15 protein-coding genes are annotated in these 18,378 nt (G+C 51.8%); 8 read left to right on the top strand and 7 right to left on the bottom strand.

The annotated features are described in order from the left end of the window. Window positions 1–54 precede the first annotated feature (54 nt). From HZB62_03260 to guaB, 4 genes are all read right to left on the bottom strand, one after another. Entirely contained in the window at window positions 55–1,932 is a 1,878-nt protein-coding gene (locus HZB62_03260; protein ID MBI5074181.1) for a 1-deoxy-D-xylulose-5-phosphate synthase, read from the bottom strand. After that, the gene (locus HZB62_03255) at window positions 1,932–2,819 is read right to left on the bottom strand and encodes a polyprenyl synthetase family protein (protein MBI5074180.1); all 888 of its coding nucleotides are present in this window, start codon (window positions 2,817–2,819) and stop codon (window positions 1,932–1,934) included. Before HZB62_03255 ends, HZB62_03260 begins: the two co-directional genes overlap by 1 nt. 76 nt (window positions 2,820–2,895) lie before the next feature. Beyond that, window positions 2,896–4,434 carry a glutamine-hydrolyzing GMP synthase gene (gene guaA, locus HZB62_03250; protein ID MBI5074179.1) on the bottom strand — a complete coding sequence of 513 codons (1,539 nt, stop codon included), beginning with the start codon at window positions 4,432–4,434 and terminating at the stop codon, window positions 2,896–2,898. 38 nt (window positions 4,435–4,472) lie between these two features. Beyond that, window positions 4,473–5,930, bottom strand: a complete 1,458-nt coding sequence (guaB, locus tag HZB62_03245) for an IMP dehydrogenase (GenBank protein MBI5074178.1) — start codon at window positions 5,928–5,930, stop codon at window positions 4,473–4,475. Window positions 5,931–6,234: 304 nt separating this feature from the next. Here guaB and HZB62_03240 point away from each other — a divergent pair, with 304 nt between their 5' ends. Then, window positions 6,235–6,549 (top strand): cytochrome c3 family protein, encoded by a 315-nt coding sequence (locus tag HZB62_03240; protein ID MBI5074177.1) that lies wholly within the window; start codon window positions 6,235–6,237, stop codon window positions 6,547–6,549. Window positions 6,550–6,691: 142 nt separating this feature from the next. Here the strand turns inward: HZB62_03240 and HZB62_03235 are convergent, their stop codons facing one another. Continuing rightward, window positions 6,692–7,606, bottom strand: coding sequence for a branched-chain amino acid transaminase (locus HZB62_03235; protein MBI5074176.1), 915 nt, complete (start codon window positions 7,604–7,606; stop codon window positions 6,692–6,694). 73 nt (window positions 7,607–7,679) lie between these two features. Then, on the bottom strand, window positions 7,680–9,317 hold the full coding sequence (locus HZB62_03230; GenBank protein MBI5074175.1) for an arginine--tRNA ligase: 1,638 nt from the start codon (window positions 9,315–9,317) through the stop codon (window positions 7,680–7,682). A 124-nt stretch (window positions 9,318–9,441) separates the two neighbouring features. Between HZB62_03230 and HZB62_03225 the strand changes: the two genes are divergently transcribed. The 7 genes from HZB62_03225 (at window position 9,442) to HZB62_03195 (ending at window position 17,088) form a co-directional block, all read left to right on the top strand. After that, on the top strand, window positions 9,442–9,762 hold the full coding sequence (locus tag HZB62_03225) for a hypothetical protein (GenBank protein ID MBI5074174.1): 321 nt from the start codon (window positions 9,442–9,444) through the stop codon (window positions 9,760–9,762). Further along, window positions 9,701–11,512, top strand: coding sequence for an Rne/Rng family ribonuclease (locus HZB62_03220; GenBank protein MBI5074173.1), 1,812 nt, complete (start codon window positions 9,701–9,703; stop codon window positions 11,510–11,512). The genes HZB62_03225 and HZB62_03220 overlap by 62 nt, the downstream gene beginning before the upstream one ends. A gap of 141 nt (window positions 11,513–11,653) precedes the next feature. Further along, entirely contained in the window at window positions 11,654–11,827 is a 174-nt protein-coding gene (tatA, locus tag HZB62_03215; protein MBI5074172.1) for a twin-arginine translocase TatA/TatE family subunit, read from the top strand. A gap of 224 nt (window positions 11,828–12,051) precedes the next feature. Continuing rightward, window positions 12,052–14,157: an acetate--CoA ligase family protein gene (locus HZB62_03210; protein MBI5074171.1), complete on the top strand. Its 2,106-nt coding sequence runs from the start codon at window positions 12,052–12,054 to the stop codon at window positions 14,155–14,157. Then, window positions 14,158–15,219, top strand: coding sequence for a phosphotransacetylase family protein (locus HZB62_03205; protein ID MBI5074170.1), 1,062 nt, complete (start codon window positions 14,158–14,160; stop codon window positions 15,217–15,219). Between the two features lie 14 nt (window positions 15,220–15,233). Beyond that, window positions 15,234–15,926 (top strand): TIGR00730 family Rossman fold protein, encoded by a 693-nt coding sequence (locus HZB62_03200; GenBank protein MBI5074169.1) that lies wholly within the window; start codon window positions 15,234–15,236, stop codon window positions 15,924–15,926. Between the two features lie 4 nt (window positions 15,927–15,930). Further along, window positions 15,931–17,088: a class I SAM-dependent RNA methyltransferase gene (locus HZB62_03195; GenBank protein MBI5074168.1), complete on the top strand. Its 1,158-nt coding sequence runs from the start codon at window positions 15,931–15,933 to the stop codon at window positions 17,086–17,088. 146 nt (window positions 17,089–17,234) lie between these two features. On the opposite strand, the gene HZB62_03190 is transcribed toward HZB62_03195, so the two are convergent. Beyond that, complete coding sequence (locus HZB62_03190) at window positions 17,235–18,317, bottom strand: cyclic nucleotide-binding domain-containing protein (GenBank protein ID MBI5074167.1); 1,083 nt, start codon at window positions 18,315–18,317, stop codon at window positions 17,235–17,237. Window positions 18,318–18,378: the final 61 nt, after the last annotated feature.

The raw sequence follows: 18,378 nt of genomic DNA, 5'->3' as shown, positions 1-18,378 counted from the left end.
ACTTTTTGAGATCCCGGAACATTGTTTCCACGTATCCCCCTAAATACCTGCAGATTACCCACCTGTCTTCAGGGGTTCTTTCATGAAGGAGAGGGCGGCCTGATAGATGCCTTCTTCGTCAATGCCGCAGGCGGCTCTGAGACTGCTCATGCTGCCCTGTTCAATAAAATGATCCGGAATGCCGAGTCGTTTCACGGCTGTGTGTGATATCGCTGCTTCATTGAGGCACTCCATAACAGCACTGCCGAACCCTCCCTGAAGGGCATTCTCCTCTACGGTAAGGATTCTGGGTATGCGAGATGCCATGGACAGGATGATGTCGCGGTCAAGGGGCTTGATGAACCGGGCATTGATCACGGAAGCATGAATGCCTGCGGCTTCAAGACGAACTGCTGCCCGGAGAGCATCGATGGCAGTGTTGCCGATCGCCATGATGATCATGTCATTACCTTCATGGAGCAGTTCCGCCCGTCCCGGAGCCATGGGAGAAGCAGGAATACCGGACTGCGGCGCCCTGCCGCGCGGATAGCGAATCGCCACCGGGCCTGCATGGTCCAATGCCCAGGCAAGCATCAATCTCAGCTCCTCGGTATTCTTCGGTGCAAGGCAGGTGAGGTTTGGGATATGTCTGAGGAAGGATATATCAAAGATGCCATGGTGAGTGGGACCGTCTTCACCGACGAGACCGGCCCTGTCTATGGCAAATACGACCGGAAGGTTCTGGAGACAGACATCATGGATGATCTGGTCGTACGCGCGCTGCAGAAATGTAGAGTACACAGCAACCACGGGTTTGAGTCCTCCGGCAGCGAGGCCTGCAGCAAAGGTTACGGCATGCTGCTCTGCAATGCCGACATCATAAAAACGGTCAGGGAAACGTTCCGCAAAGCAGTCGAGCCCGGTCCCTTCCTTCATTGCCGCAGAGATGGCGATAACCTTCGGGTCTGATTCTGCCAGTTCAGCAAGACAGGTGCCGAAGGCAGCGCTGTAGCTGACCGAGCCGGTGCTGAGCGGCGAGCCTGTCTCGACTTCAAACGGGCCGATGCCGTGGAACACGCAGGGGTCTTTTTCGGAGAACTCATATCCCTTGCCTTTTTTTGTGATCACGTGGACAAGGGTGGGCGATGTCGAGGACTTTATCCTGTTCAATGTTTCGATCAGCAGTTCGGTGTTGTGGCCGTCAATAGGACCGATATAGTCAAAGCCGAGCTCTTCAAAGAGCAGGCCGGGAAGGATCATGCCTTTCAGGGTCTCTTCGGTCTTTCTCGCGATCTTTGCAACAGAGCCGCCGAGCTTTGGTATGCCCTCAAGAAAGGATATCGTATCCTTTTTGAATTTGCGATATCGCTCGTCGGTAAGGATCCTGTTCATATATGCTGAAAGGGCCCCGACATTGGGGGATATGGACATCTCATTGTCGTTCAGGATCACGATAAGGTCTTTCTTGCCGTGGCCGGCGTTGTTCATGCCTTCAAAGGCGATGCCTCCTGAGAGGGCGCCGTCACCGATCACCGCTATCACCTTGAACTGCTCATGATTTCTGTCCCGCGCCTCAAGCAGTCCGAGGGCGGCGGATATGGATGTTGAACTATGGCCTGTGCCGAAGGCGTCATGCGGACTTTCCGCTATTTTTGGAAAACCCGAAATACCCTTCTCTGTCCTGAGGGTCGTGAATGTCTCTTTTCGGCCGGTCAGAATTTTGTGGGCATAGGACTGATGGCCGACATCCCATACGATCTTGTCAACGGGCGAGTTGAAGACATGATGAAGTGCAATGGTCAGCTCGATGATGCCGAGGTTGGATGCCAGATGCCCTCCATTTACGGCAACGGTCTCTATGATCAGGGTCCTGAGCTCATCGGACAATGTTTTAAGCTCATCAGCACTGAGCGTTCTGAGGTCTTGCGGGGAAGATACTTTTTCGAGGATCATCAGTTCCTCCTTGTCAGGAGATAATCGGCAATTTCCCTGAGCGGATCAGCTTCAGATGAAAAGAGAGAGAGAGCAGTCTTTGCGTTGGTAATAAGGTTTTGGGCTATCTCTTTTGACCTCTGCAGGCCGTAAAAACGAGGGTAAGTCATCTTGTTGATCTTTTCATCAGAGCCTGCTGTTTTGCCCATTTCCTCGGTATCGCCCTCTATGTCAAGTATATCATCGATCACCTGGAACGCAAGGCCGATGTTGGTCCCATAGGTCGTCAGGGCATCAAGCACTTCCTGGCTGCTCCCGCAGAGAATAGGACCGATACGCACTGACGCGCGCAGCAAGGCCCCGGTCTTGTGCGAATGGATGAACTGAAGGGTTTCAGCATCAGGCTCCTGATTCTCGGAGAGCATATCCTGAACCTGCCCGGCCACCATGCCGTCAAGGCCTGAGGCGAGGGCTATTTCCCGCAGTGCTGCCATCTGGTGAGATACGGGAACCTTAGATGACAGGGAAGTATCCGAGAGGATACTGAATGCTTCGGTGAGAAGGGCGTCTCCCGCAAGGATAGCGACCGCCTCGCCATATACCTTGTGGTTCGTGGGTTTACCCCTCCTCAGATCATCATTGTCCATGGCAGGAAGATCATCATGGATCAGGGAATAGGTATGGATCAGCTCGAGTGTCGACGCATAGGGAACGATCTCGTTCGGATCGCCGCCGCAGGTTTCGTATGCTGCGAGCGCAAGGATAGGCCGTATTCGTTTTCCTCCGGCAAAAAGCGAATAGAGCATAGCTTCCTGCAGAATAGGGGGATGATGCTGTCTGCCGTACAATTCCCTGAAGAACGTATCTATCAGCGTCTGTTTATCTTTAAGATAAAATTTTATATCCATAATATTACGTGATAGGTGATGAGTGATGAGTGAAGGGTAACATCTTTCACCCGTTACTTATTACTTATTACTATTTCTACTCCCACTCGATCGTTCCGGGAGGCTTTGAGGTTACGTCAAGCACTACCCTGTTGACGCCTTTCACTTCATTGATGATCCGGTTCGATATCCTTCCCATCACCTCATAGGGGATCTTTGCCCAATCAGCGGTCATGCCGTCGACACTGGTGACCGCCCGAACAGCGACAACATTATCGTAGGTGCGTTCATCTCCCATGACCCCGACGCTTTTGATCGGCAGGATCACGGCAAAGGCCTGCCATATTTCGCGGTACAGACCTGCGGCCTTGATCTCATCAAGCACGATCGCATCAGCCTCTCTGAGGATATGCAGCTTTTCCCCGGTTATGTCACCGATGCAGCGTATGGCCAATCCGGGGCCGGGGAAGGGATGGCGCCAGCAGATCTCCTCAGGCAGGCCCAGCTCTTCGCCCAGTATGCGGACCTCATCCTTGAAGAGTTCCCTGAGCGGTTCCACGAGCTGCAGGTTCATCACCTCAGGCAGACCGCCGACATTATGGTGGCTCTTGATCACGGCTGAGGGCCCCTTGAAGGATACGCTTTCTATCACATCCGGGTAGAGCGTTCCCTGCGCAAGGAACTCGGCATCCGCTATCTTCTTAGCCTCTTCTTCGAAGAGGGCAATGAACTCGTTGCCGATAATCTTTCTCTTTTTCTCCGGATCAGTAATGCCGCTCAGCTTTTCCAGAAACCGCTTCCGTGCGTCGATATAGATGAGTCTGATATGAAAATGACCCTCAAAGGTCTTTTTCACTTTTTCAGCCTCTCCTTTGCGGAGAAGACCGTTGTCAACAAAGATGCAGGTGAGGCTGTCGGCGATCGCCTTATGAAGCAGGAGCGCAACGACCGATGAGTCCACGCCGCCGCTCAATGCGCAGATTACCTTTTTGCCTTCTGTCCTTGTCCGTATGTCCGCCACAGACCAGTCAATAAAGGATGACATCTCCCAGGTAGGTCTGCAGCCGCAGACCGTGTGCACAAAGTTCTGCAGTATGCGAGTGCCTTCGTCCGTATGGACCACCTCGGGATGGAACTGGACCGCATAAAAATGCCTGTTGACATCCGCCATGGCAGCAACCGGAGAATTGGCCGTATGGCCGATGACCGAGAAACCTTTGGGCAGCTGCTCTATCTTGTCTCCATGGCTCATCCAGACCTTGGACTCCTGCGAGATGCCCCAGAGAAAGTCCCTGTCATTATCGATGATAAGCTCAGCATGGCCGTATTCCCTCTTTGTTGACCGGGCGACCTTGCCGCCCAGATAATGGGCCATAACCTGCATGCCGTAGCAGATGCCTAACACGGGTATGCCCAGTCTTAATACTTCCAGATCAGGGGCAGGCGCACCTTCGTCGTACACGCTCGACGGCCCGCCCGACAGGATAATGCCTTTGGGGTTAAAGGCTCTGATTTTTTCGCTGGGGGCATTGAACGGGAATATCTCGGAATAGACCTTACCGTCGCGGATCCTTCGCGCAATGAGCTGAGTGTACTGTGAGCCGAAATCGAGGACTAATATCTTTTCTTCATGCATGGCTGTTCGTCTGTCTCCCTGTGTGCACGGTGAGCGTTCTACCACTCTGGCCGGTAATTGGGAGCCTCCTTGGTGATTATGACGTCATGCACGTGACTTTCCCTCAGTCCTGCATTGGTGATCTGAACAAAACGTGCCTTTTTGCGGAAATCAGCAAGATTTTTTGCCCCGCAGTAACCCATACCTGAACGAAGGCCGCCTAATAGCTGATGAGCGGTCTGGGCCAGAGAACCCTTGTGCGGCACTCTGCCTTCAACGCCTTCAGGGACCAGCTTCTGCGTTTCTACGCCTTCCTGCTGGTAACGGTCCTTTGCTCCCTGGGTCATGGCCCCGATCGAGCCCATGCCGCGGTATACCTTATAGCTTCTTCCCTGAAAGAGAACGACCTCGCCCGGTGATTCATCGGTGCCGGCGAACAGGCTGCCGATCATGACCGAACTCGCACCTGCGGCAAGAGCCTTGGCAATGTCACCAGAATATTTGATGCCGCCGTCTGCGATGATCGGGATCTTATTTCTGTTTGCCACAGCATAGCAGTCCATAATGGCAGTCAGCTGCGGAACACCCGCTCCTGCAACAATGCGCGTTGTGCAGATCGAGCCGGGACCGATGCCGATCTTTACTGCATCAGCGCCCGCCCTGATAAGGTCAAGCGTGCCTTCAGCCGTTGCAACATTTCCTGCAATGATCTCGATATCATATTTCTTTTTTATGGCTTTCAGCGTGGATATGACTGCATTGGAATGGCCATGTGCGGTATCAATGACAAGAACGTCAACACCTGCAGCGACCAGGAGTTCGACCCGCTTCATGGTATCCTGGCCTGTGCCTATGGCAGCGCCGACCATGAGTCTGCCCATTTTGTCCTTGCAGGAGTTCGGGTATTTTCTTCTCTTCTCTATGTCCTTTATCGTGATCAGGCCTTTGAGCCTGTAATCCTTGTCTACGATCGGAAGTTTCTCGATCTTGTACTTGTTGAGGAGGTCTTTTGCTTCATCAAGCGTCGTGCCGACCCCTGCGGTAACGAGTTTGGTTTTTGTCATGATCTCAGATACTTTTTTGCTGTAATGCTTCTCAAATCTGAGGTCCCTGTTCGTCAGGATGCCGACCAATTTTCCATTGACCGTGACCGGGACGCCTGAGATCTTATACCGTTCCATAAGGCCTGTGGCCTCTGAAACAGGTGAGTCAGGAGAGACCGTGATAGGGTCTATGATCATGCCGCTTTCAGATTTTTTTACCTTGTCGATCTCAAAGGCCTGCCGGTCCGGCGCCATGGCCCTGTGGACAATGCCAATGCCGCCCTCCCGGGCAATAGCTATCGCCATGGATGCCTCGGTTACCGTGTCCATGGCAGAGGTGAGCAGGGGAACATTCAGCCTGATCTTTGGCGTCAGATGGGTATGAATATTAACGTCCCTCGGCAGCACTTCTGACTTGGCAGGAAGCAACAGGACATCGTCAAAGGTTAATCCTGGTTTGATCTTGTCACGCATGAAATTCTCCTGGAAGTTTTCAGAAATATTACCACGGTGGTAATCGATAAAGCAAACCGCAGATTTTATACTTGACATACAGGATTACCTCTGAGATATACTTGCTGAGCTCTCTTTCCGAAACGGGAAACCGTGTTGACCGTATCGGGAATCTGCGTATATCCCACAAGGGGGGTGTATCAGCAGAAAGGTCCTTTTTTGTTTGCTATTTATACTCCCTTGTGGGGTATAATGCGCCTGGCATAGTTCTTGTAATCCTTGATCATTCAGGGAATAAAATTCAACAAAGGAAGGGGGTGAAGAGATGAAGAAGACAGTATTATTTGTAGCTCTGCTTGTTATTGTAGCATTCGTAGGCAGCGCGCTTGCAGTTCCTCCGGGAAAGAACGTTGAGTTCGCAGGCGGCAGCGCAGGAAAGGTCGTGTTTGATGGCAAGACCCACGCTGACAAGGGCCTGAAGTGCAACGACTGCCACACCAAGATCTTCCCGATGAAGAAGGGTGGCAAATACCTTATGGCTGACATGAACGCAGGCAAGAATTGCGGCGAGTGCCATAACGGCACCAAGGCATTCAAGACCAGCGACGCAGCGAACTGCGGAAAGTGCCACAAGAAATAAGCAGCCTCGATTAAATAAAAAAGCCCCCTGAACTTTCAGGGGGCTTTTTTATTTATGCATACAAAGCAGGTTAGGTTGATAGTCTGTAGGGTTAGGACTAAAAGCTGCAGGCTGAACAACCTGAACAGCTGTTGTCTGCCGATTAAATTCTCGTAAGCCAGGAATCGTATTTCCTGTTCTTGCCCTTGACGACATCAAAGAATACGGACTGCAGTTTTTTTGTGATCCTGCCGCGGCTTCCTGTGCCGATCTTCCTGTTGTCGATCTCCCTGATGGGCGTCACTTCAGCTGCAGTGCCGGTAAAAAATGCTTCGTCCGCTATGTAGATCTCGTCACGGGTGAACCGCTCCTCCACAACCGGGATCTTATTGTCCCGCGCTATCCTCATAATGCTGTCTCGTGTGATGCCCTCCAAAATGGTGGTAAGAGGCGTGGTCTTGATCTGTCCGTCGCGGACAATAAAGATATTCTCGCCGCTGCCTTCAGAGACATAGCCTTCAGGGTCAAGAAGCAGCGCCTCGTCAAACCCGCCGGCAATAGCCTCTTTCTTGGCGATCTGGGAATTCACGTAATAACCGCAGACCTTTGCCCGCGTCATGGAAGAATTCACATGGTGCCGTGTGAAAGAAGAGACCTGGATCCTGATACCCCTGTCGATGCCTTCATCGCCAAGGTATGCGCCCCACGGCCAGGCAGCTATGGCAACGCTGATCGGATTTCCCTTCGGATAGAGCCCCATGGCCCCGTACCCGATATACACGAGCGGTCTGATGTAACATTCTTTCAGCTTATTGACCTTGACGGTCTTGATGATCGCATCCCTGATCTCTTTTTTGGAAAAGGGTATCTCGATGTTAAAGATATGGGCTGATGCGAAGAGCCTGTCGACATGTTCGTCAAGTCTGAAGATCGCTGAGCCTTTGTCTGTCTTATAGCAGCGAATACCCTCGAACATGCCGAGGCCATAGTGCAGCGTATGCGTAAGTACGTGGACCTGTGCCTTGTCCCAGTCAACAAGTTTTCCGTCCATCCATATTTTGTCTGATTTCTTTATCATCGTGCGTTATTAAAACAGGATATTCAGGGCCCTGTCAACTCATGCGGGAGCAGTCAGGAGCGCCGAAAACCCTTTACATCTTTTCCGGCGCAGTAACGCCGAGGATGCCGAGTGCATCGCCGATGACGATCTTGATGCCTGCGCAGAGGGCGAGGCGGGCGCTGGTCAGACCGGGGTCATCGCCGACGACCCGGTGGTTATGGTAGTAGGTGTGGAACATGGCGGCTAATTCCTGGAGATAGAAGGTTATCCGGTGCGGCTCAAAGGAGCGTGCTGCGCCTTCGAGGACCATGGGGTAGGTCAGAAGTTTCTTGATAAGACCGACCTCTGCAGGCTCAGACAGGAAGGAGAGGTCTGCATCCGTTGCATCGATGCCCTTTTCCCGTGCATTGGCGATGATGCTGTTGATCCTGGCATTGGCATATTGCACATAAAAGACCGGATTCTCCGCAGTGGTCGCGGTCACGACGTCGAGGTCGAAATCGAGATGGCTGTCTGCCTTTCTGGTAAGAAAGATGAATTTGGTCGTGTCAGGACCGACAAGGTCCATTATGTCGCTCAGGGTTACAAAGGTGCCTGCCCGCTTTGACATCTGGAAAGGCTCTCCGTGCTTCAGGAGATTGACCATCTGCACAAGGATCACCTTGAACCGTGCAATGTCGTACCCATATGCCTGCATCACCGATTCGATCCTCGGGATGTACCCGTGATGGTCAGCGCCCCAGATGTCTATGATGATGTCAAAATGTCTGTCGAGCTTGTTCTTGTGGTACGCAATGTCAGAGGCAAAATACGTGTGCTGCCCGTCGCTTTTGATCACGACGCGGTCCTTGTCGTCACGAAAATCCGTGGAACGGAACCAGAGCGCATGGCCGCTTTCGTACAAAAAGCCCTTTTGCTGCAGGTCATCGATCGCCTGTTGGACCTCGCCTCTTTCGAAGATCTCTTTTTCACTGATCCAGGTATCAAAGTCCCTGATGCCGAAGCGGCCGAGGTCTCGCCTGATGAGTTCGATCATCCGCCTGTATGTCCATGTCGTAATTTCATTGCCGCAGGCCTCAAAGGGGAGGCCTTTGAATGCGTCGCTCCTCTCCGCATGGAGTGCTGTTGCTTCGTCATCAATATACTGACCCCGGTACCCGTCTTCAGGAAACGGAGCCTCAATGCCGAGAAGCTGCTGATATTTGGCATGCACAGACATGCCGAGGAGTTTCACCTGCCTGCCTGCATCATTGATGTAGTACTCGCGCTCGATATGGTACCCCGATTCCTCGAGCAGATTGCAGAGCGCATTGCCGACTGCTGCGCCCCTGGCATGGCCGATATGAAGCGGCCCGGTCGGGTTGGCGCTCACATATTCGATCAGCACCTTGCGGCCCTGTCCTACATTTTCGCGCAGGAATGATCTTTCCGCCTTCAGAAGTTCTTTGAACGATGCCGCGAGATATTCCCGGGTAAAGGTGAAGTTGATGAATCCGGGACCTGCGATCTCGATCTTCTCAAAGATCTGCCTTTCCCTGATCGCATTCACGATATCTTCTGCTATTTTTTTCGGGGCTTTCTTCAATGCCCTGGCGAGTCCCATGGCGAGCGGCGTTGAAAGATCGCCGAAGGATTCCTCGCGCGGCGTCTCGATCTCGATGACCGGCAGCGGGGAAACATTGAGCGTCTCAAGCGCTGTTGTCAAAACGGCAATAAGGTCTTTTTTCATAGGGATACAGTCTAAATTCCAATTTGGCGTAAAGTCAAATCCGCAATGAGATCCCACGCCGCCGGCTCTGCGTAGTTGGTCTTCTCCGATTTATTTGATAGAATGACAGTGAGGAACTGCATGTATGGAGCAATTACAGGAGCTCATTCGAAAATATGGTCTTGAGGAAGACCTTGAACATGTTATAATCCCTCTGGTTTCTGGGGACGGCAGATCGAGGCGCTGTTTTCTGCTGAAACGCAGGTTTCTGAGGATCGTGTTCCCTGATACCCATTTTCATGATTATCCTCTTGAGGAGATCATTGAAGCGACGGTCCTGTATCCGGACATGCCGCTGAGAGCATCAATACTGCTGGTTCACAAAGATCCTGACCGGGATGCAGATGAACCGGACAAAAAGAATACGGAACAACGAGGTGAAGGTGAAGAAAAGAATACTGATTAACGCTGCTCATTCCGAGGAGAAGCGCGTGGCTATTGTGGAAGGCGACGCCCTGATCGACTTCTATGTCGAGACCGCAGGCAAGGAGCATCTCAAAGGCAATATTTATAAGGCGAAAGTGGTGAGGGTGGAGCCGGGCCTGCAGGCTGCTTTTGTTGATTTCGGCCAGAAGAAGCACGGTTTCCTCCAGCTTCGCGAGATAAAACCCGAATTTTATCAGCACACGGTCGAAGGCAGCAAGAAGCCGAGGATGCAGGACGTCATAGCAAAGGGTCATGAGCTTATCGTACAGGTCGAGAAGGACGAACGGGACAACAAGGGCGCAAGTCTGACCACCTATCTCTCTATCCCCGGCAGGTACATCGTCATGATGCCCGGCCAGGAAAAGGTTGGCGTATCGAGGAAGATCGAGGACCGGGAGGACAGGGGCAGACTGAAGGAGATCTTCAATTCCCTGAAACTTCCGAAGAAGATGGGCTTTATCCTGCGGACCGCAGGCAGCGACAAGACAGAAGAGGACCTTGATAATGACCTGAAGTACCTGACCAAGCTCTGGGCAAAAATACAGGCAGAATCAAAGAAGGTGCATGCGCCGGCGCTTATCTATAAGGAACAGGATTTTGCAGTTAAGACCGTTCGTGATTATCTCACCTCGGATGTCGATGAGGTCCTGATCGATGATCCGGAGGCGTTCAAGAACACCAAGGAATTCCTTCGAAAGACCGTTCCCTGGCGCAAGATAAACATCAGGCAGTACAAGGACAAGAAACCAATCTTCGCATGCCATAACATCGAGGGACAGATCGCCAAGATCCATGAGCGCTTTGTGTACCTTCCTTCCCGCGGGTATATTGTGATCGACAAGACCGAGGCACTGACCGCAATTGATGTCAACTCTGGAAGGTCCCGCAAGGAGGAGCATATCGAGGCAACAGCGCTCAATACGAACCTTGAGGCTGCTGATGAGATAGCCCGGCAGCTCAGGTTTCGCGATCTGGGAGGACTTGTGGTGATTGATTTTATCGACATGGAATCCTCCAAGAACCGGCGTGAGGTCGAGCAGCGTCTGAAGGATGCGATGAGCCCGGACAAGGCTCATTTTGAGACGACCCCCATTTCGAAGTTCGGTATTGTCGAGATGACCCGGGAGCGTATGCGGCCTGCGTACCAGGAGTCGAGCCACCATAAGTGCGAGCTCTGCGGAGGCACCGGTGTTGTCAAGAGCGCCGAGATGGCAGCGGTCGCTGCACTCCGTGAGATGCATGTGCAGGCAACAAAGGAAGGTGCCAAAGAGATCACCTGCCGTCTCCCGGTCGAGAGCATGAACTATATGATCAATACCTGGCGGTCTGATATTGCGGCCACGGAAAAAGAATTCGGCATTACGGTCGCCCTGATCGCTGACCCGAAGCTCCTGACCGGCCAGTACAAAATCGAAACAGACAGACCTGAACCGCCGAAAGAGCATGTCCGGCCTGAACAGAAGCATGCCCAGCAGAAGCAGTCACAGCAGAAACAGATTCCCCAGAAACATGCGAAGGCGGCTGAACCTGCTCAGGCTGAGGAACCGACAGAACAGGCAGGCGCGGTGAACGAAGCTGTGCCTGCTCTGCCGCAGGAGCAGAAGAGACGCAGAAAGCGGAGACCCCGCAGAGGGAAAAAGCGTCCGGCAGGAGGCGAGGTTTCTTCTTCGGAGTCGTCGGCAGCTGCCTCTGAGGATACGGTCCATGACCCGATTCAGGAAGGCGTCTGACAATAACGCGCCGGCCTTCAGCACCCCCTCTTTACGATAGGAGCTGGGAGGGGATGAGGTTATTGGCGTTCTTCCGCCTGCCCTTGAACTTGTTGGCAATGTAAGCATATTATAGAGATAAGCGTTTCATATGGAGGAAACATGTTCGGACTCGGATTGCCTGAGATGATCGTTGTGTTGGTGATAGCGCTTGTATTCTTCGGCCCCAGCAAGCTGCCTTCTGCAGGGAAAAGCCTCGGTGAGGCGATCAGGAACTTCAAAAAGGGCATCGCTGAGGGAGTAATCGAGGACAAGACAAAGATAGAAGGCAAGTAGTGGACATGAGGATTTTTGTCATGCTTTCCATGACAGCCGGAGCATCGTAAAACTCTTCTGATGCGCATATACTTCCGCAATTTTTATGGTAGTCCCCGGCTTTCCTGATCCTGATTTTATACCATAGTAATAGCATATGCAGAGGCATTTATCCCGCTCCGGTCTTATGGTATGCATTTGTCATTCGTCCTTGCCATCGTACCGGTTCTTTAGTATGATGAAGCGTGCTTGATACACTTTTCTATCCAAAGTCAGTTGCTGTCATCGGCGCGTCGCAGGACTCCCAGAAGGTCGGCTTTGCGATCCTGAATAACCTCCAAAAGTTCGGGTATCAGGATAAGATCTTTCCGATCAATCCCAAGGCAGACCAGATCCTCGGCATCAAGACATACAAAAGCATCTTTGACGTTCCTGAAGAGATCGACCTAGCCGTTGTCTCGATCCCTGCTGCCATGGTACCGGACTGCATCAGGGACTGCATAAAAAGAGGAATCAGGTCAGCGGTCATCATCAGCGCCGGATTCAAGGAGGCTGGCTCTGCAGGCATACTGCTTGAGGAAGAGCTTAAAGCCCTCAGAAAGACCGGCGATATCCGGATACTCGGCCCGAACTGTCTTGGCATCATCAATACCACAAATGACCTGAATGCCACCTTTGCAGCAGGCATGCTCCCCAAAGGCAGACTTGCATTCTTCTCCCAGTCAGGGGCGCTCGGTATTGCGATACTCGACTGGGCCATCGGCAACAAGATCGGCTTTTCAAAGTTCATCAGTCTCGGCAACAAGGCTGACCTGAACGAGACGGACTTCATAGAATATTTTATGCAGGACCCTGAGACAGACATCATCCTTGGGTATATCGAGGATGTGGTCGAGGGCAGGAGGTTCCTTGAGATCGCCAAAAAAGCCACAAAGGTCAAACCTATCATCCTTGTCAAATCCGGCGGCACGCAGGCTGGAGCCCGCGCTGCATCGTCCCATACCGGTGCGCTTGCGGGCTCTGAAAATGCGTTTAACGCTGCGTTCAAACAGACCGGGGTGATCAGGGCAGAAGGCGTAGAAGACCTTTTTGAGTCAGCATTGGCATTTCATTTCGGCAAGCTGCCCAAAGGGAATAACCTGCTTATTATCACGAATGCGGGCGGCCCTGGCATTATCGCTGCAGATATGGCGGAAAAGCTCGGTATTAATCTGCCGCAGCTTTCCAGGGAAACGATCGAACAGCTTATGACCGCGCTTCCGAAGAACGCATCGCTCTATAACCCGGTTGACATCATCGGCGATGCGACATCTGAGCGGTACGCTGCGGCGATCGAGCGCACGCTGAATGACCCGAATGTGGACGGCATGCTGATCATTCTCACGCCGCAGGCTATGGTGAATGTTGAGGAGACTGCAAAGACCGTGATCGAGTCGTCGATGAAGACCGACAAGCCCCTGATCGCGAGCTTCATGGGAGAGGAAAGGGTGCGGTCGTCAGTGGCCATGCTCAAGGCTGCAGCGATAACGAATTTTTCCTATCCTGAGCCTGCAGTGAAGTCGTTCAGGAAACTCTACAACTACGCACTCTGGAAGAAGAAGGAAGAGGATCTGTCTTTCTGTCCTGAAGTGAACCGGGATGCTGTTGCAGAGATCATCAGAAAGGCACGTGTGAATGGGCAGATACAGTTTGCAGAGGACAGTGCGCGCGAGATCCTGATGCACTATGGGTTCAGGTTCCCGACGAAGCAGCTGACAAAGATACCGAATGAGGCTGCAAATGCTGCCGCTGCCATTGGGTTTCCGGTCGTCATGAAGATCTCATCGCCTGATATTCTCCACAAGACCGATATCGGCGGGGTGAAGCTCAATATCAATTCCAAAAAAGAGGCAAAGGATGCCTTTACCGCCATCACCCTGAATGCCAGGAAATTCATGCCCAAGGCGTTCATCAACGGCGTAACGGTGTATGAGACAGTGCCGAAGGGCAAAGAGGTGATTCTCGGCATCACCTTTGACAGGACCTTTGGCCATATGATCATGTTCGGCCTTGGCGGTATTTATGTTGAGGTATTAAAGGATGTTTCGTTCAGGATCGTGCCGGTCAGCCTTTCAGCGGCGAGTGAGATGATCCATGAGATCAGGACGATCCAGCTTCTTCAGGGTGTTCGCGGAGAGCAGCCTGCTGATCTTGATGCCATTGCCCGGAGCATTGTGAGGCTCTCGATGCTCGCAACGGATTTTCCGCTGATACATGAGCTTGATATCAATCCCCTTGTCGTTTTGAATAATGGGGCTGTAGCCCTTGACTCAAGGATCATCCTCAGTCATGAAGATAAAGGAGGTACGTAAATGCATTACCTGTATATAGCGTCCACTACAGGGTTCTCAGGCAAGAGCCTGATCACTCTGGGACTCGGCCTTATGTTGAAGGAAAAGGGTCTTTCGATCGGGTACATCAAACCATACGGCAAGATCCCCCTGCAGCAGGGCACAGGCATTGTTGACGCTGATGCCGATTTCCTGAGAAAAGCGCTCGATATCAGCGAGCCCGCAGAGATTGTCTCTCCCTTTGTCGTGACCTATGAGCTTCAGAATAACCTTCTGAAAGGCAGACCCTCGGATAAGTTCGATGATATTAACAGGGCGATTTCTTCTATTACGAACAAAGATCTGGTGCTGGTCAACGGTGCGGCTGATCTTTACGAAGGAGTTACCTTTGGTATTCATGGTCTGAAGCTGATCCGTCACCTTAAGGCAAGGACGCTGATCGTAGAGCCCTGGAATGGCGATAGTTCGATTGACGCAATTGTCGGCGCAAAGGAGTTGCTCGGTCAGGACTTTATGGGTGCCGTGATCAATAAGGTGCCCGATGCGGTCCATGAGCATATAAAACAATCTGTCCGTCCTTTCCTCGAAAAAAGGGGCATTGCGGTATTTGCTGCTCTCCAGAAGGATATGCTGCTTGATGCGATAACCGTGCGGCAGTTGAACGAGATCCTCGGCGGCAAGGTGCTCTGCTGCGAAGAGGGTCTGGATGCATTCGTTGAATCATTTTCGATCGGAGCCATGGATGTAGACAGTGCTTTGAAATATTTCAGGCGGACACCGAACAAGGCTGTCATTACCGGCGCACACCGCTCTGATATTCAGCTTGCAGCGCTTGAGACCTCGACCCGATGCATTATCCTGACCGGCGGGCTCTATACGAACGACGTGATCATCGGCAAGGCAAAATTGACCAACACGCCGATCATTTCAGTGCATGAGGACACGTTTGCAACGGTGCAGAAGATCGAATCAGTGATGGGCAAGATCAGTATCAGGGAGCAGAAGAAGGTGCAGAAGACAGAAGAGATCATGCAGAAAGAGTTTGATATTGCACGGCTGCTGAAAGAACTGAAAGTCAGATAAAGGAGATAGCTCATATGGAAGATCTTAAGACATCTGAAACATGGCGCGTATTCAGGATACAGTCAGAGCTCGTGGAAGGGTTCGAAACGCTCAATGATCTTGGCCCTGCGGTCACGATCTTCGGCAGCGCTCGGCTGAAACCGGGCAATAACTATTACGACGATGCCATGACCGTGGCAAGAAAACTTGCGGATGACGGATTTGCCATCATCACGGGCGGCGGCCCTGGCATCATGGAGGGAGCGAATAAGGGGGCAAAGAAAGGAAAGGCCCATTCAGTCGGTCTGAACATTGAGATACCGAGTGAGCAGATACCGAACAAATATCAGGATATCAGCCTTTCCTTCCGTTATTTTTTTATCAGGAAGCTGATGTTCGTAAAATATGCCATTGCGTACATTATTTTTCCGGGCGGGTTTGGCACAATGGATGAACTCTTCGAGGCACTTACCCTTGTCCAGACTAAGCGCATCAAGTCCTTCCCGATAATTCTCTATGGGTCGGCATACTGGGCGGGTCTGATCGACTGGATGAAAAAGACGCTTGTTGCAGAGGGTACTATCGAGAGAGAAGACTTTGCGCTCTTTTCTCTGGTTGATAAGCCGGAGGAAGTGAGATTTCTTATTAATGAACATTTCAGGGTCTTTGCTGATATCAGGCCGAAGATGAGGACAAAGAAGCGGTCTGGAAAGCGGCTCATCGGATGATCGCGTGATAAAGAACAGGATATTCATTACCTGCAGCCGCGGCATAGATCATTATATCGAGCAGGAAGCAGCGCAGCTCGGTTTCTCGATTTTTTTCAGAACACAGGCCGGCATAGAGACCGAGGGTACCATGATGGATGCCATGGACCTTAATCTGCGCCTGAGGACAGGGCTCAGGGTGCTTTTTCTTGTCGCCGAGTTTACGGCGGAAGATCCTGAAGCGCTGTACCGGAAGATCCATGATATTGCCTGGGAAGAAGTAATCCCCCTGAGCGGATATTTCAGCATCACCTCAACGGTTGATACTCCCACCATAGACAATACGCGGTACGCAAGCCAGAAGTGCAAGGATGCCATCGTTGATAGGTTCTTGAAGAAATTCAATAAGCGGCCTGACTCGGGTCCTGAACGCGACCGGGCAGTGCTTCATCTTCACTGGCAGGGCGAGGACTGCAGGATTTATATCGATACCTCGGGAGAACCGCTCTCCAAAAGGGGATACCGCAAGATTCCTTACAAGGCACCCATGCAGGAGACGCTTGCAGCTGCCCTTGTTAAGGCATCAGGGTGGAATGACAGCGGTTCTTTTATAAACCCCATGTGCGGAAGTGGCACGCTTGCCATCGAAGCTGCTCTTATCGCATTGAACAGGCCGGCAGGTATTCTGAGAAACAACTTTGGATTTATGCACCTCAAGGGTTACGATGCTCATGCCTGGGAAGAGCTGAGAAACGATGCAAAGACTGAAGTTAAGAAGGGTCTGCAGAGCAGGATCATTGCGACCGATATCAGTCCAGAAGCTGTCGAAGCGGCCATGAAAAATGCCCGCACTGCGGGCGTTGAACATCTGATCGAATTCAGTGTATCTGACTTTGCCGATACTGAGGTCCCTGAAGGCGGCGGCGTTGTAGTGATGAACCCTGAATACGGGGAGCGGCTGGGCAGGGCAGCAGAACTTGAGAAGGTATATGGAAGAATAGGGGATTTCCTGAAACAGAAATGTCGTGGATATACGGGGTATGTGCTGACCGGCAATCCTGATCTGGCAAAAATAATAGGCCTCAGAAGCAGCAAAAAGATGCTCTTTTTCAACGGACCGATCGAATGCCGCCTGCTTGCATATGAACTCTATAGCGGGAGCAGGAAGAGCAGAGCCGAATAGCAGGTTGAGCCGAATAATATAAAAGATAGGGCATGTTAAATACCAGGAAGTTCATTTTATAACTTTGGTAATCCGGCCAGACCGCAGTAGCCGCGTCTCAGCTCAGGCCGGTCGATCCATTCCGTATCGCTGCCATACCGGTGGAACTATTGACCTGGCAGATGTATCCCATCAGAACCGGTTACCAGCGCACCGGGCCAGGCACTGACACCGCCGCGCAGACATTTTGCGTCGAAGCCGCGGTTCTTCAGGAGGAATGCGGCAACCATACCCCGTGAGTCGTTGAGGCAGTAGGTAATGTAGCGCTTTGACCTGTCGAACTCAGTGCATTTCTGACGCAGTAGTTCAACGGGGATATTAATTGCCCCGTGAATGTGTTCTTCCTCATATTCTGACGGGATCCTTGCATCAATGAGCATGTAATCGTCAAGGTATGTATCCAGAGAGATCTCTTCAGGGAATATATTGTCAATAAAAGCAGATCTGACGATCTGATTGAAATCCTTCTTCTGGAGTACAAAAACGGTTGTGGCCTCTATTGCCCGGCACGTTGCGTTACGCGGGTCATCGCGTATAAGCGCCTCTTCCCCAAAGGCCTCTCCTTCACCTAATGCTGCTATCTGATGCAGTTCCTCATCCCCTTTTTTCTTTTTCAGAACAGCTACCCGGCCTGACCTGATTATGTAATAGGTATTGCCCCTGTCCCCCTGAACAATAATATTCTCACCCGGAGCATAACTCTCTTCTGTCATCGCTTCCATGACCGCGCACATCTTTTCCGGGTCAAGCAGTGCAAAGGGCTGAAGGGTTTTGATCTTCGTTATCTCTGACAGGTCATCAGCCCTTCTGTTCAGGCGCTCCTTAAATGCTGATTCATGCAGCAGGACTTCTTCGAAATCTTTTTTTTGCAGCTCGTACAGTGTGCAGTCAGTTATGGTATGAACAGAACTCGATCTGATGGAACAGGTCAGCAGGGCCATCTCGCCAAAACCCTGACCGCTTCGTACAACGGACAGTTGAGCCTCAGGACCGGAATTCGTCTTTTTCGTTACGATCAGTTCGCCCTTTTGTACGAAATAAAAGGCATCGCCAACAGAACCTTCCTCCACGATCACCGATCCAGCCGGGAAATCAACGGTCCTGATCCTGTCAGCAAGGACTTGCAATGAACTTTGAGAAAGGCCGGAAAAATAGGTGTACTTCCTGAGGTCTGCATGTGTCAGTTCCATCGTGTCCTCCCCGGTTGTGGTTCCGCTTCTCTTTCGGAAGCTCGTTAGTCTGTCAACCATT

The organism is Nitrospirota bacterium (assembly GCA_016214855.1).
Classification (GTDB): Bacteria; Nitrospirota; Thermodesulfovibrionia; order Thermodesulfovibrionales; family UBA6898; genus UBA6898.
Note: the sequence above shows the minus strand (reverse complement) of the source record. Positions and strands in the feature narration are given on the sequence as shown.